The sequence below is a fragment of the Acidovorax sp. DW039 genome, from assembly GCF_037101375.1.
GTDB lineage: Bacteria > Pseudomonadota > Gammaproteobacteria > Burkholderiales > Burkholderiaceae_C > Acidovorax.
This window is the reverse complement of record NZ_AP029019.1, coordinates 1,718,980-1,733,854: the sequence shown is the minus strand read 5'-3', so window position 1 is coordinate 1,733,854 and position 14,875 is coordinate 1,718,980. Positions and strand designations below refer to the sequence as shown.

At 63.2% G+C, this 14,875-nt stretch carries 13 protein-coding genes; 3 read left to right on the top strand and 10 right to left on the bottom strand.

The window, feature by feature from the left end; genetic code table 11:
- The first annotated feature begins 515 nt into the window (after positions 1–515).
- Positions 516–1,640: a porin gene (locus tag AACH87_RS07855; RefSeq protein ID WP_338798224.1), complete on the top strand. Its 1,125-nt coding sequence runs from the start codon at positions 516–518 to the stop codon at positions 1,638–1,640.
- 117 nt (positions 1,641–1,757) lie between these two features.
- Here the strand turns inward: AACH87_RS07855 and AACH87_RS07850 are convergent, their stop codons facing one another.
- From AACH87_RS07850 to AACH87_RS07840, 3 genes are all read right to left on the bottom strand, one after another.
- Positions 1,758–2,261, bottom strand: a complete 504-nt coding sequence (locus tag AACH87_RS07850; RefSeq protein WP_338798223.1) for a GAF domain-containing protein — start codon at positions 2,259–2,261, stop codon at positions 1,758–1,760.
- A gap of 75 nt (positions 2,262–2,336) precedes the next feature.
- A complete protein-coding gene (gene alaC, locus AACH87_RS07845) occupies positions 2,337–3,563 on the bottom strand; it encodes an alanine transaminase (RefSeq protein WP_338798222.1) in 1,227 nt (408 codons plus the stop codon).
- Positions 3,564–3,676: 113 nt separating this feature from the next.
- Positions 3,677–4,894, bottom strand: a complete 1,218-nt coding sequence (locus AACH87_RS07840) for an MFS transporter (protein ID WP_338798221.1) — start codon at positions 4,892–4,894, stop codon at positions 3,677–3,679.
- Between the two features lie 223 nt (positions 4,895–5,117).
- Between AACH87_RS07840 and AACH87_RS07835 the strand changes: the two genes are divergently transcribed.
- A complete protein-coding gene (locus AACH87_RS07835) occupies positions 5,118–5,843 on the top strand; it encodes a haloacid dehalogenase type II (RefSeq protein WP_338798220.1) in 726 nt (241 codons plus the stop codon).
- Between the two features lie 10 nt (positions 5,844–5,853).
- On the opposite strand, the gene AACH87_RS07830 is transcribed toward AACH87_RS07835, so the two are convergent.
- The 3 genes from AACH87_RS07830 to AACH87_RS07820 form a co-directional block, all read right to left on the bottom strand.
- Positions 5,854–6,969, bottom strand: a complete 1,116-nt coding sequence (locus AACH87_RS07830; RefSeq protein WP_338798219.1) for an adenylate/guanylate cyclase domain-containing protein — start codon at positions 6,967–6,969, stop codon at positions 5,854–5,856.
- A 222-nt stretch (positions 6,970–7,191) separates the two neighbouring features.
- Entirely contained in the window at positions 7,192–7,983 is a 792-nt protein-coding gene (locus tag AACH87_RS07825; protein WP_338798885.1) for a metallophosphoesterase, read from the bottom strand.
- A gap of 223 nt (positions 7,984–8,206) precedes the next feature.
- Positions 8,207–9,256 carry a diacylglycerol kinase family protein gene (locus tag AACH87_RS07820; RefSeq protein WP_338798218.1) on the bottom strand — a complete coding sequence of 350 codons (1,050 nt, stop codon included), beginning with the start codon at positions 9,254–9,256 and terminating at the stop codon, positions 8,207–8,209.
- Between the two features lie 339 nt (positions 9,257–9,595).
- On the opposite strand from AACH87_RS07820, the gene AACH87_RS07815 reads away from it, so the two are divergent.
- Positions 9,596–10,426 carry a phosphatase PAP2 family protein gene (locus AACH87_RS07815; RefSeq protein ID WP_338798217.1) on the top strand — a complete coding sequence of 277 codons (831 nt, stop codon included), beginning with the start codon at positions 9,596–9,598 and terminating at the stop codon, positions 10,424–10,426.
- Between the two features lie 12 nt (positions 10,427–10,438).
- On the opposite strand, the gene urtE is transcribed toward AACH87_RS07815, so the two are convergent.
- From urtE to urtB, 4 genes are all read right to left on the bottom strand, one after another.
- Positions 10,439–11,131 (bottom strand): urea ABC transporter ATP-binding subunit UrtE, encoded by a 693-nt coding sequence (urtE, locus tag AACH87_RS07810; RefSeq protein WP_338798216.1) that lies wholly within the window; start codon positions 11,129–11,131, stop codon positions 10,439–10,441.
- Between the two features lie 82 nt (positions 11,132–11,213).
- Positions 11,214–12,089: an urea ABC transporter ATP-binding protein UrtD gene (gene urtD, locus AACH87_RS07805; RefSeq protein ID WP_338798215.1), complete on the bottom strand. Its 876-nt coding sequence runs from the start codon at positions 12,087–12,089 to the stop codon at positions 11,214–11,216.
- A complete protein-coding gene (gene urtC / locus AACH87_RS07800; RefSeq protein ID WP_338798214.1) occupies positions 12,086–13,213 on the bottom strand; it encodes an urea ABC transporter permease subunit UrtC in 1,128 nt (375 codons plus the stop codon). The genes urtD and urtC overlap by 4 nt, the downstream gene beginning before the upstream one ends.
- A 20-nt stretch (positions 13,214–13,233) precedes the next feature.
- On the bottom strand, positions 13,234–14,808 hold the full coding sequence (gene urtB, locus AACH87_RS07795; protein WP_338798213.1) for an urea ABC transporter permease subunit UrtB: 1,575 nt from the start codon (positions 14,806–14,808) through the stop codon (positions 13,234–13,236).
- Between the last annotated feature and the right edge of the window lie 67 nt (positions 14,809–14,875).

Here is a 14,875-nt window from a genome sequence, read left to right as displayed (position 1 = left end):
GGGCTTTCCCTGATCCTGCCCCTCAAGGCACTCTGTGCGCCGCCGGGGCGTGATGGCGCGTATTGCCTGGTGCCCGCCAGGCGGCACCGACTGCATTGCCCGCTTCATCCAGCCGAGAGCCTGCCTTAAGCACGCGCCAAACACGGTCTCCCTTCCAAAGCACGGGCGCGGCGCAGCAAACGCAAACCAGGCCTTACTGACAGGGTGACTGGGGTTTCTACTTGTATCGGGAAATATAGTTAATAAATATAACTATCTACCGATGCACATATCTACCCGCACTCCAGCAAAGCCGGGCGTTTTCGCAGCCTGCATGCACCAGCCACGATCTCGGTGCGCACAGGCTGTGCCTGCCACCACAGCGCCCGGCAGCCCAAGGTGCGACGTGCATCCGAGTTCACCAAGCCCCGCCATGGCGGGCGGAGGGAACTCGGTACGCGCAAGAGCACGGCAGGGCCCGCAAGGCCCAGCACGCTCCTGATTCAACCCGGCATCCACTCAGAAAGAAACTCATCATGAAGAGACAACACTCCCTCTCCTCCCTGGCCATCCTGGCTGCGCTGACCGCCGCTTCCGCGGGCGCCCAAGCCCAATCCAGCGTGACCCTTTACGGGCTGATCGACGCATCGGTAGGCCGTTTCAATGGCGCTGCGGCAGGCATCAATGCCCAGAATACTGCCGTGAGCAAGGTGGAAAGCGGAAGCCTGTCCACCAGCCGCTGGGGCATTCGCGGCAATGAGGATCTGGGGGGCGGCCTGTCTGCCAGCTTCGAGATGTCGTCCTTCTTCCGCAACGACACCGGTGCAGCTGGGCGTAACGACGCCATTGGCGCACCAGTGAATGTGGCCGCCGACCCCTTCTTCTCGCGCATGGCCTGGGTCGGTCTGTCGCACAAGGACTTTGGCCGCGTGCGCCTGGGCAACATCACCACGCTGATGTTCTCCAACAGCATCTCCTCCAACGCCTTTGGTGACGCCACCGTGTTCGGCCCGCTCAACCTCGTCACTTTTGTGGGCAGCCCGCTGACGGGCGGCACGGCCTGGACCAACTCTGTGGTGTATGACAGCCCCAACATCGCAGGCTTTACCGGTGCAGCCGCCTATGCGGCCTCTGAAGGACAAGGCGGTGGCAACCGTGCCTTGCGCGTGGCCTACAGCAATGGCCCTCTGGCCACATCGCTGGCATGGCAAAGCGTGAAGAAGAACCCATTGACCTTTGCCGACGGCACATCGCCCAACAACACACGCTCCTGGCAGTGGGCTGGCTCGTATGACTTCCAGGTCGTGAAGGTGTGGGCACACCTGGGCCGCATCGAGAACAAGGGCACAGAGGCAGCACCGCTGAACGTGTCCTACAAGGTCTGGGACCTGAGCGCCTCCGTGCCCGTCGGCCCCGGCAACATCCTGGCAGGTTATGCGTCGCGCCGCACCAGCGACGCCGTGGGCCCCATCCCTGCCACTTCTGCAGGCGGCAACGTGCAGCGCAAGGTGTTCACCGTGGGTTATGACTACTGGCTGTCCAAGCGCACAGACCTGTATGCACTGGCCATGCGCGACAGCACCCGCACCAACACCGTGGGCAGTGGCCTGCTCAACGCCAGCGGCACGAGCTTTGCAGTGGGCATCCGCCACACTTTCTAAGAGCTCTCTTTTGCACCGCCTGCGGGCGGTGCGCGTCAGTGTTTTTCAAGCGATCCAAGGTTGGGGCGTCTACGGACGCCCTTTTTTTTGCGAGGTTCCCGCGCATTGGCGGGCCGCTCATATCGTTTGGGAAAGCTTGGAGGCCAGCAGATCGGCCGTGTAGCGGAGTCTGCCAATATCGACCTCAGCCTGCACGCCACGGCTGAAGCAGCACAGGGTGCCGTAGACCCCGCCATCCGACAAACGCACTGGAGTGCTGAGGTGTGTGCCCACGGGAAAGCCAGGGTCTGGTACTTTGCCCGCGGCAATCAAAGGACGCGCGTCCTGAATCGCTTCAGGCAAGCGGCCTTCAATCACCTGCTGGCACCAGCTCTGCTCCACCGGGTCAGACATACCGGTTTGCACAGCAGTGAAATCGGCGGCGCTGTCGGCAGCTCTGATGACTCTCTGCCCATCCACGATCTGCGAGACGAAAGCCACGTCCATCCCCAGGCGCGTACGCAGCAGTTGCAGCACCTGAGGAATGGCGGCAGGCAACTCAGGGTCTGCTGAATCGCTGGTGGCTACCAGCAACTCAGAGATGGTGACATCCAGATCGTCGGGGTTGTAGTCCAAAAACATGCCAGCAGTTTAAGGGGCCGTCGCCTGGTGGGGCGTAAGCAGTCGTTGCAGTAGCCCCACGCGCTCACGCCCTATTCAGGGCGCCGGATGCGCAGGCAATTTCAGCAACCCATCCGCCTTGAACATGCCGCGTATGCCCCGCACAGCCTGCCGGATGCGGGCTTCGTTCTCAATCAAGGCAAACCGCACGTACTCGTCACCATGGTCTCCGAAGCCGATGCCGGGTGACACGCAAACCTTGGCCTTCTCCAGCAACTGGCGCGCAAATTCGAGCGAACCCAGAGGCCGGTAAGGCTCGGGAATGCGCGCCCAGATGTACATGCTGGCCTTGGGGCAGTCCACCGCCCAACCTGCCTCAGTCAGGCCCTTGTAGAGCACATCACGCCGCCGTTGGTACTGGGCGGCAATGTCTTTCACGCACTGCTGGTCGCCCTCCAGCGCGGCAATCGCTGCCACCTGCAGCGGCGTGAAGGTGCCGTAGTCGTGGTAGCTCTTGATGCGTGCGAGGGCGGCCACCAGGTCGGGGTTGCCCACCATGAAGCCCACGCGCCAGCCCGCCATGTTGTAGCTTTTGCTGAGGGTGAAGAACTCGACCGCCACATCTTTGGCGCCGGGCACCTGCATGATGCTGGGGGCTTTCCAACCATCGAAAACGATGTCTGCGTAAGCCAGATCGTGCACCACCAGGATGTCGTGCTTTTTGGCAAGGGCGATCACCCGCTCAAAGAAATCCAGCTCCACGCACTGCGCCGTGGGGTTGCTGGGAAAGCCAAAGATCATCATCTTGGGCTTGGGGTAGCTGCCGCGGATGGCCTTTTCCAGTTCGGCAAAAAAATCGATATCGGGCGCCACAGGCACGCTGCGGATATCAGCGCCTGCAATCACCGCGCCGTAAATGTGGATGGGGTAGCTCGGGTCAGGCACCAGCACGGTATCGCCCCGGTCCAGCGTGGCCAGCATCAGGTGGGCCAGTCCTTCCTTGGAGCCGATAGTGACGATGGCCTCGGTATCGGGGTTGATATCCACCGCATAGCGGTCCTTGTACCAGTGGCTGATGGCACGGCGCAGGCGCGGAATGCCTTTGCTGGCGCTATAGCCGTGGGTGTCGGGCCGCTGGGCCACTTCGGTGAGCTTGGAGACGATGTGCGGCGGCGTGGCCCCGTCGGGGTTACCCATGCTCATGTCGATGATGTCTTCACCCCGGCGACGGGCAGCAAGCTTGAGCTCAGCCGTGATGTTGAAGACGTAGGGAGGGAGGCGATCGATGCGCGCGAAGCGGCGCTTGCCTTGCGATGCAGACATGCTGGTGAACTTTCACGTAAGCGCCCGGAACCGTCCGAGCGACGTGGTCGGCAGAAAGGCCGACCCGTCTGCAATATAGCGCAAGCTCACACGCGCCAGCGCAAGAGGACCAGCTATTTCTGCTGCAGCGCCGCACGCTCGCTGGCCAGTGACCATGCGTACATGCCCACGCCGCCCAGGCCCAGCACCGCCCCCACCCATCCCGTGGAAGTCCAACCCCACCCCGCCGCGATGGCCACGCCTCCGAGCCAGGCACCGAGGGCATTGGCAGCATTGAAGGCGGAGTGATTGAGTGCCGCAGCGAGCGTTTGCGCATGGCCTGCCACATCCATCAGCCGGATCTGCAAGGCCGGGCCTATGGCCACCAGGGTGCCCAGCACAAACGTAGCCACCGCCGCAGAGACAGGGTGATGTGCCGCGGGTACGAAAAGCACCATGACAGCAATGGACCAACCCAGCACCTTGCCCACGGTGGGCATCAACGCCTTGTCGGCCATGCGGGAGCCCACCACATTGCCCACCACCATGCCCAAACCAAACAGGGACAGCACAAAAGGCACCAGCGCAGAGGGCATGCCCGCCACTTCGATCAGGGTAGGTTTGATGTAGCTGAACACGGCAAACATGCCCCCAAAGCCGATAGCGCCAATACCCAGCGTGAACCAGACCTGCTTGCGCGCCAAGGCACCCAGCTCACGCAGGGGGCTGGCACCGGCGGCCGCAGGGATGGCCGGAACCCAGCAACGTACCAGCACCACAGCAGCCACCGCAATCAACCCCACAAAGACAAAGGCAGCACGCCATCCGAAATGCTCGCCCAAAGCGGCGGCAATCGGCACCCCGACCAACGTAGCCGTCGTCAGCCCCAGCATGACCCAGCCCACCGCACGTCCGCGCCGTCCGGGCGGAGCCAATGCAGCGGCCACCAGCGCGGCCACGCCAAAGTAGGTCCCATGCGGCAGGCCCGTGAGCAGACGCATGGCACTGAGGGACGCGTACCCCGGCGCAATGGCAGAAGCAAAGTTGCCCAGTGCATACACCGCCATCAAAGCCATCAGCAAGGCGCGGCGACCCCAGTGCGCAGCCAGCACGGCCAGCACAGGAGCCCCCACCACGACACCCAGCGCATATGCACTGATGACATGCCCTGCCTGCGGAATGCTCACGCCAATGTCACGCGCCACCTCGGGCAGCAGGCCCATGATGACGAACTCACCCGTACCAATGGAAAAGCCGCCCAACCCCAGCGCAAGCACGGCACGTACCAGCGTGCGTTCATCACGGGATTCAACTGGGGTTGGAGATACGTCAACGGGGGAAGGCAAAGTCATGGGCACAGGCTCTACCGCGCCAAAGCGCGATGCGAGCGGGTAGACGGGGAAAGAAGACAGAAAGCGGCACGAGGAGCCGCAACAGAAAAGGGGACGCACCTTAGCACGAGGCGCGAGAGCCTGCAGGAGACGGGTGAATGCGCCTCTTTGGAGAAGCGCCCATGGCACGACGACAATGCAGGCCAAGATGACTCGACAACCTCAACAACCTGACGGAGGCTCCATGACTGACTCAGAAAACACGTCCGATATCGCCAGCACGGTGAAGGTGCTGGCGTTTGATATTTTCGGCACCGTTGTGGACTGGCACGGCAGCATCGTGCGGGAAATGCAGACGCTGTATCCCGATGTGGATGGCGATGCCTTTGCTTTGGCGTGGCGGGCAGGCTATCAGCCCGCCATGGCGCGGGTCATGCGGGGCGAGCAAGGGTGGACGCGCATTGATGAACTGCACCGCGGCATCCTGGATGAAATATTGCCCCGGTTTGGATTGGCGCACCTGAGCGAAACACAGCGCCAACACCTCAACCACGTATGGCACAGGCTGGCTGCATGGCACGACAGCGTGGAAGGGCTCACCCGGCTCAAGAAGCGTTTCATCATCACGACGCTATCGAACGGCAATATCGGCCTGCTGACCCACATGGCCAAGCGGGCCGGGTTGCCGTGGGATTGTGTGCTGAGTGCCGAAGTGTTCAAGGCCTACAAGCCCAGCCCCGCCACCTACCTGGGGGTGGCGCAGGTGTTTGACTTGAATCCCTCAGAAGTGGCCCTGGTGGCCGCGCACCATGACGACCTTGCCGCCGCCGCGCAGTGCGGGCTGCGCACCTGCTACATCGAGAGGCCCCTGGAGTTTGGAGCCCAACATCCCAAGGACGTGTCGCCTCAGCCAGGAAACGACCTGCACTGCAGCAGCTTGCTGCAGCTGGCGCAAAAACTGGGCTGCTGAGTTTGCCGAGTCAGGCCGCGGCCACCATCATCTGCACAAACATTTGTGTGCGTGCATCAAACTCCGCACTGGTGGAGGTGAACTCCACACCCGCCATCGCACGTGCATCTTCGGTTTTGACGGTGACGACGCGCGCGTAAATGTCCCGGGCCTGGTACTGCACCAGCGTCAGGTCGAAGGAAAGGCGCACTTCGCCCTGCAAGTCCAGAGGCTCCACCAGGTCCAGCATCGCACCGTGGTAGCCCATATCCCGAATCACCGCCTGAGCCACATGCGGCAGCACCACCCCGTCCTGCACGATCTGGTAGGTGCAAGGTATGCGTACCTCCACCCGATGGCTGCGGCGGAACTCCTGCCGAGGCACCTTGAGGCGGCGCGTGGGAATGGCCACCAGCTCCCGCATGGTCACGGGCTGGGCAGAGCCTTTGACAAACACCTGCATGGGAGCGGTGGCAGACACCAGGCCCCAGCACCGGTCGTAGGTCTGTTCACTGATCAGCACCTGCCCACGAAGGCTGAAAGCCTGCAGCCTGAACGCCAGATTGACCAGATCACCGATCACGGTGAAGTGCGAAAACGCCTGGGACCCGATACGGCCCGCCAGCGCCTTGCCCGTGCTGACGCCAATTCCCATGAACACCTGCGGAATGCGGTCTCGCATGTGTTCCATATTCAGATCGCGCATGGCCATCTGCATTTCCACCGCGCACATCACTGCCCGCTCCACATCATCAGCGCGCGTCTTCTCGGCACCGAACAGCACCTTGATGGAGTCACCCGCCAGCTGGTCTATCGTGCCCTGAAAGCGAGTCACCACCTCGATGAGCTTGGCTAGGCACCGGTTCAAAGGCTCCAGGTCTGCCGATAGCGGAGCATGTGGATCCGTCACAGGACCGCCCCGCAGCTTGGCCCACACCACGGTGACTTCACGGGTCACCATGGCGAACTCGAACGGAGCCGCGCTGCTCTGCGCAGCCATGTGCAGGGTGGCAGACATTTCTGCACGCGCCAGGCTGCTCAAGGGGGCACCTTTGTCCCGGGTGATCAGGGAGTCCAGGTGCTGGAACACTTCTTCCGCATCGAACGCTGATGGACCGGCAGGAGGGGCTGTTGTTTCTTTGTCCATAACTGGGAGGTGAGAGTCCATCCAAAGCGCCCCGTGCTGCATGCGCCCGGCCACAGCACCTGCTGCAGCGCGCCGCAGCAACAGCTCGCAACGGCAGAATAGGCCCCGCAGGAAGGATGGTCAATATCGTGTTTCTACGTGCATGCCGTGTGGTCACTCACGCATGCCCAGCGGTTGACACTGGTTTACACAGGCTCCCTCAGCCTTGCGCACGCTTGGGCGTTATCCCATCACGCAGCGTGATTCCACACAGACGAAGTCGCTGGTGCGCCTGTCAAAGTCCCAACGCTGGGCAAGTCGCTGGGGCTGGGCGCTGCACTCCCCTTGCCCTGGTGGTGGCCGCAGGCTTTGCAGCACCAGAAGACTGTTGGGCTGCCCTTTGCGCAGCCGCAAGGATACGGCCGTGCCTGCCTGCAAGGACCACAGGCCCGGCAGAGGCTCCCACAGGCCGGGCTCATGCACATGGCCGGAGAGCAGCATGTGGGCCCCAGCTTCCCGCCAGCGCTGTACCGCCTCGTCAGCCCGGTAAGGACGGTGGGACCGATCCTCCGCCCCACGCGCCACCAGCGGGTGATGGCTGACCACAATGCGCCACGCATCATTCGGAGCGGCGAGCAGCTCCGTTGCCACCCGCTCCACCTGCAGGGCAGAAAGACTGCCCCGCTCATGCCTCCACGGCCTGGTGGTGTTGACCCCCAGCACCGTGAACGGCCCGGCCTGTTGGTGCGGCTCCAACTGCGCGCCAAACTGCGCGGCGAACCGGTCGTAGGCACGCCCCCAACGCAGCCACCACGCAAAAAGGGGAAGGTCATGATTGCCGGCCAGAACCACCCGCTCCTGCGTGCCCAGGCTCTTGATGAAGTCATGCGCCATGGCAAATTGCTGGCGGGTGGCGCGCTGGGTGAGGTCGCCAGACACCACTAGCACATCCACCTCCAGCCAGTGGGCCAGGCGCTGCACTGCGGCGCATACAGCGGGGTCATGGGCACCAAAGTGCAGATCCGACAGATGCATCAACCTCGCCTGATGAGCGCCATGGCCTGCAGTGCCTTCCTGAACCTGTTCTTGGGCAGGGGACCCTTCAGTATTTTCAGCCCCGGCGATGTTGCGCTGAGCAGGATCGGCACCGCCTGCAAAAAGCGGGTGGCTCATCGAATAAGCCCCACCCCCTCCATCGGAGGACAGCGGGTGCAGAGACATTCCCCAGCCCATAGCTCACTCCTGTGCTTTATTGGCTTCAGACTGCCGCCAGTACGGGGGCCGGTTTATCTGCCCCGGCCTGCACGGTGCTCGCCTGTGGGCTGCGCTCCAGGGCTGTAGGCGCCACCAACCACAGGGGGCGGCTGTGCAGCTTGAAGTGCAAGGGAGCATGCATGCGCTCGCTTTCACCATCAAAGGCCACTTTGACCTTGCCCTGGCGCCATCCCGCAGGCTCCACGCTCAGCTCGGCACAAGCCAGACTCAGCACTGCCGGGTCTTGCTCCAACTGGCCCATCGCAGCACGCCAGATGGTGCGCAACATGGCCCAGCGGCTTTGCGGCCTGAGCATCACCACAGCCAATTGGCCACCGCGGGCCACAGACTCAGCCTCGGGCAGGCCCACCTGCTCCAGTTGCAAAGGGTTGTTGCCGACGAACAGAGTGGTCACCACATGCTCCTGTTCACACACCTGCCCGCCCTGATGTGTGCGCACCAACACCCGCCACCGCCTGCCGGCCGAAGGGCGCAACATGCTCCACACCTCGGCACCCGTCGCCACCCAGCGCTTGCGCCCAAAGCGCCGCGTGGCCTGCTCACGCTCGGCCAGCAAACGCGGGTACAACCCCACACTGGCGTTGACCAGAAAGACCCGGTGGTTCACAAAGCCCACCTGTACCGGTCGCAAATCGCCCTCCCGCAACGCCTGCAGCATTTGCAGCACAGCGGCCTCGGCATCCAGCTCCAGCCCCTGCTCGCGACTGAAGTAATTGAACGTGCCCATGGGTACCACCCCCATGGGTACACCCGCCTTCAATGCAGCCGCTGCCACCGCGTTGATGGTTCCATCCCCCCCGGCAGCCACCAGCAACCCCGCGGTGTCGCGCGCAGCATTGGCGGCGTGGGCGGCCAGTTGCACGATCCCACCCCGCTCACGCGGCACATGCCAGACGACGGGGTGCGCGCAATGGGCAAATGCGCCACTCAACTGGGATCGCGCCAAGTCCAGATCAGCCCCCGGTCGCAGTGGCACCACCAGATGAACCGGACTTTGGGCATGCAACAGATGGGGGCGAGGAAATTCATTCATGAGAGGCAAGACGGCATGCAAGCCGTTCGTTCAAACAAAGCTCAATGGGACCGAAAGCGAAAACAGCCAGGAGCGGCTGGCAGCGCAGCGGGAGATTCACGGCCGCTGCAATATGGTCAGCTGTGAGTGAAGGAGCCGCAGCCAGTGAGGTACGCCGATGCCTGTCGGCACGCGCCTACAGACGAAGGTCGCGCAGGAACTTCGCTTCTCATTGCGGCACTACACCTCCGGTGTCTGAGGGCCTCAAACCCTTTCGCATGCCGTGCCTTGGCACCAGCATCTAACGGCCATGGTGTACAAACACGCCCCTTCAGGTTTCAAGAACCGAATCCCCGATCCATGGACATTGAAAACTTTGCTCTCTGGGTGGCAAGCCACCCCATCCCCCTCTGGCTCGCAGGCTCCACGCTCGGTGCGTTGTTGGGCTTTCTGGCCCTGATCGGCCTGCGCCTGATGCGCCACCAGAAATCTCCGCTGCGGCACATGCTGCACCCGTCCAAGGCCTTTGCACTGCTGGTGTTGGCCATGGCGACTGCAGCAGGGGCCTTGCTGGCGGGAGGGACGTTACTCGCTCTGATGGCCGAAGGCACGCAATCCACCGGCCCATGGGGGCGCATTGACGAAGCTGTGGCCCACCAGTTGCGCACGGTGGTGGGCATGGCCACACTGCACTGGTTTGCTGCCCTTACCCATCTGGGGGACAGCTGGGTGCTGGCTGGGCTCACCTTGGTGGTTGCTGTGGCGCTGTGGTGGCGCAGGCACAAGCTGCTGGCCTTGGGATGGGTGGTGGCCATGGCTGGCAATGGCGCACTCACCAAGGTGTTGAAAGACGTGTTTGCCCGGGTGCGGCCAGAGCATGTGCACGGCGCGGCCCATGCCGATGGATTCAGCTTTCCGAGCGGGCACAGCAGTGCCTCCATCGTGGCCTATGCCATGTTGGCCTACATGGCTGTGCGCTTGCTCCCCCGCCAGTGGCATGTGCCCGCGGTCTGCATGGCGGGCGCCCTCATCTTCACGACGGGCTGGAGCCGCATCGTGCTGCACGTGCACTACGTGAGCGATGTGCTGGCGGGCTGGCTGCTGGGCGGCACCTGGATGGTGTGCACCGTGCTCATCATGGACAGCATGGCGCGCTGGCGCGGCGCGCCACCGGCGCTGGCCCGCCAGTAATGGCTGGCAAGCTCAGATAGCGACCAGCTTCTGGATGCCCTTGGCCTCCATCTCGCTGCCGGGGCCGCGGGCGATGACCTCGCCCCGCTCCATCACCAGGTATTCGTCGGCCAGCTCCTGGGCAAAGTCGTAGTACTGCTCGCACAGCAAAATCGCCATCTCTCCCTGGTCCGCCAGCATGCGGATCACCCGGCCGATGTCCTTGATGATGCTGGGCTGAATGCCCTCGGTGGGCTCATCCAGAATCAGCAAACGCGGGCCGGGAGCCAGAGCCCGTGCAATAGCCAGCTGCTGCTGCTGCCCGCCCGACAAATCCCCGCCCCTGCGCCCCAGCATCTGCTTGAGCACCGGGAACAGCTCATACAGGTGCGCGGGCACGGGGGTGGAGCCGCTCTTGTACGCGAGCCCCATGCGCAGGTTTTCTTCCACCGTCAGGCGGCCAAAAATCTCGCGGCCCTGGGGCACAAAGCCAATGCCTGCGCGGGCACGCTCGTAGGGCGTGGCCTTGTCGATAGGTTTGCCATCAAAGGTGATGCTGCCGCTCTTGATAGGCACCAGGCCCATCAGGCTCTTGAGCAGCGTGGTCTTGCCCACGCCATTGCGGCCCAGCAGCACGGTGACTTTGCCGGGCTCGGCGGTCAGGCTCACGTCCCGCAGGATGTGGGAGCCGCCGTAGTACTGGTTGATGTTGTTTACGGTGAGCATGGTATTCAAGCCATTTATGCTTTTAGGCCTCTAGCGCTTATTCATAAAGCGCAAGCAGCTACGTTTTTGATAGCAAAACAAGTCAGCGACCCAGGTACACCTCGATGACCCGCTCATCTGCCTGTACCTGATCGAGCGTGCCTTCGGCCAGCACCGAGCCATCGCACAGCACCGTCACCTTCTCGGAGATGGTGCGGATGAAGCCCATGTCGTGCTCCACCACCATCAGCGAGTGCTTGCCCTTGAGGGTGAGGAACAGCTCGGCCGTACGCGCGGTCTCGTCGTCCGTCATGCCCGCCACGGGCTCGTCCAGCAGCAACAGCTTGGGGTCTTGCATCAGCAGCATGCCAATCTCAAGCCACTGCTTTTGCCCGTGGCTCAGGTTGCCCGCCTGGCGCGTGACGCCGCCCGCCAGGTGAATGGTGTGCAACACCTCGGCCAAACGGTCGGATTGCGCCGAGTCCAGCTTGAAGAACATGCTGGACTTGACGCCCTTGTGGGTCTTCAACGCCAGCTCCAGGTTCTCGAACACCGTGAGCTGCTCGAACACCGTGGGCTTTTGAAACTTGCGGCCGATGCCCAGGCTGGCAATCTCGGGCTCGTTGTGGCGCAGCAGGTCGATGGTGGAGCCGAAAAACACCGAGCCCTTTTGCGGACGCGTCTTGCCGGTGATGATGTCCATCATCGTGGTCTTGCCCGCACCGTTGGGGCCGATGATGCAACGCAGCTCGCCAGGGGCAATGTCCAGGTTCAGGCCATTGATGGCCTTGAAGCCGTCAAAACTCACATGCACATCTTCCAGGTACAGGATGCGGCCATGGGTCACATCCACCTCACCCGGCGTGGCGATGCGCGAGAAGCCTGCCGCACGCCCGCCCGACTCGGTCTGCCCTGCCACCACCGGTGCCTGCAGCCGCTCCACGCGGCGCGCACCTTCTTCCATCAGATCGGGCGTCATTGCGCGTCTCCCTTCTTGGCTTTGAACTTGTTGACGAGACCCACGACGCCATTTGGCAAGAACAGCGTGACGGCAATGAACAGCGCGCCCAAAAAGTACAGCCAGAACTCCGGTGCCGTCACCGTGAGCCAGCTCTTGGCCCCGTTGACGATGAACGCACCCACGATGGGCCCGATCAGCGTGGCACGCCCGCCCACTGCCGCCCACACAGCGATCTCGATGGAGTTGGCAGCGCTCATCTCGCCGGGGTTGATGATGCCGACCTGCGGCACATACAGCGCGCCTGCCACGCCGCACATCATGGCGCTGATGGTCCAGATGGTGAGCTTGTAGGGCAGCGGTGAGTAGCCCGAGAACATGACGCGGCTCTCCGCATCGCGCACGGCCTGCAGCACGCGGCCAAACTTGCTGCGCACCAACCAGCGGGCCAGCAAAAAGAAGCCTAGCAACGCCAGACCGGTGAGCACAAACAGCGTCATGCGCATGTTCTGCGTGGCAATCGGCATGCCCAGAATGCGCTTGAAATCAGTGAACCCGTTGTTGCCGCCAAAGCCCGTCTCGTTGCGGAAGAACAGCAGCATGGCCGCATACGTCATGGCCTGGGTGATGATGGAGAAATACACGCCCTTGATGCGCGAGCGGAAGGCGAAGTAGCCGAACACGAAGGCAATCACACCCGGCACCGCCACGATGAGAATCAGCGTAGCGATGAAGCTGTCGGACAGGGCCCAGTGCCAGGGCAGCTCCTTCCAGTCCAGGAACACCATGAAGTCCGGTAGGTCGCTCTTGTAGTTGCCATCGCGGCCAATCTGGCGCATGAGGTACATGCCCATCACGTAGCCGCCCAGCGCAAAGAACAGGCCGTGGCCCAGGCTCAAAATGCCGGTGTAGCCCCAGATCAAGTCCATGGCCAGGGCGCAGATGGCGTAGCACATGATCTTGCCGAGCAGCGCCACGGCGTAGTCCGACAGGTGGAACATGCTGCCTGCAGGCACCCACAGGTTGAGCACGGGGGCCACTGCGCACACCACGATGAGTGCCACGATGAAGGCCGACCAGCCACCGCGCGTGAGCAGCGGCGCGGGTGCGGGCAGTTGGAGAGAGGTAGGAGATGGAGTCGTCATGATGGTTCTCGTGCGGCCACTCAATCTGCCGTGCGCCCTTTGACCGCGAAGATGCCCTGGGGCCGCTTCTGGATGAAGATGATGATGAACACCAGCACCGCAATCTTGGCCAGCACTGCGCCCGCCCAGCCTTCAAGGAACTTGTTCAAAATGCCCAGCCCCAGCGCGGCATACACCGTGCCCGCCAATTGGCCCACACCGCCCAGCACCACCACCATGAAGGCATCGACGATGTAGCTCTGGCCCAGGTCAGGACCCACGTTGCCCACCTGGCTCAGCGCGCAGCCCGCCAGGCCCGCAATGCCCGAACCCAGCGCAAAGGCCATGGTGTCGATGCGCGCGGTGTTGACGCCCATGCACGAGGCAATGGGGCGGTTTTGCGTGACGCCACGCACAAACAAACCCAGGCGCGTGCGGGCAATCAGGTAGCCCATGCCCAGCAGCACCGCGATCGCAAAGCCGATGATGACGAGCCGGTTGTAGGGCAGCGTGAGGTTGGAGAGCACCTGCACGCCACCGCTCATCCACGAGGGGTTTTCCACCCCCACGTTCTGCGCACCAAAAATGGTGCGCACCAATTGCATCAGCACCAGGCTGATACCCCAGGTGGCCAGCAGCGTTTCCAGCGGGCGGCCGTACAGAAAGCGCAGCACGCTGCGCTCCAGCACCGCGCCAACCAGGGCCGAGGTGAAGAAGGCCAGCGGCACGGCGGCGACCAGATACCAGTCAAACGCGCCGGGAAAGAACTTCTGAAACACACCCTGCACCACGTAAGTGGTGTAGGCGCCGATCATCATCAGCTCGCCATGGGCCATGTTGATCACGCCCATCAGGCCGTACGTGATGGCCAGGCCCAGCGCCACCAGCAGCAAGATGGAGCCCAGGCTGATGCCGGAGAACGCAGCCCCCAGGCGCTCGCCCCAGGCCAGCTGGCCTTGCATGGCCTGCAGCGCGGCGCGCAGTGCGCCTTTGACCTTGGGGTCTTCTTCGGTGTTCAGGCGCTCGTTGAGCAGCAGGCGCGTTTCGGGCGTGGCGTGCTTTGCCAGGGCCTGCGCGGCCGCCAGGCGCTGGGCGGGGTCCTCGCTGCCCAGCAGCGTGGCGGCGCGGGCCAGTTCCAGCTGGGCTTTGATGGCAGGCGCAGTCTCTTGCGCCAGCGCCTTGTCCAGCAGCGGCAGGCGGGCGGCATCTGGCTCTTTGGCCAAGGCCTTGGCAGCGGCCAGGCGCTGGGCTTCATCCTTGCCAAACAGCGCCAGGCCCGCCAGGGCCGTATCGATCTCTCCGCGCATGCGGTTGTTGTTGATGATGTCTTCGGCATCTGCAGGCACAGGCACCTCGGCACCCGTGATCGGGTCCACGCCTTTGTTGCCTTGCACGATGAAAGCCTTGTTGCCTGCCACCTTCACGGCATCGTCCGCCAGCGCCTGCAAAAAGGCGCGGGTCTGCTCGCTGGGGTCGGCAGCCGCCTGCTGCAAGGCGGCAATGCGGTCATCGGTCTCGCCCGAGGCCATCGCCAGGGCCTGCTCAGCAGTCAATGCGTGGGCGCTGCCTGCCATCCATAGCAGACTGACCCACAAGGCCAATAAACATCGCAACATAGAACCATCCAATAGGCCTGCAGCGGGTGCAGGCAATCACACAAAGAAAAAGGGAGGGCGCACGCGC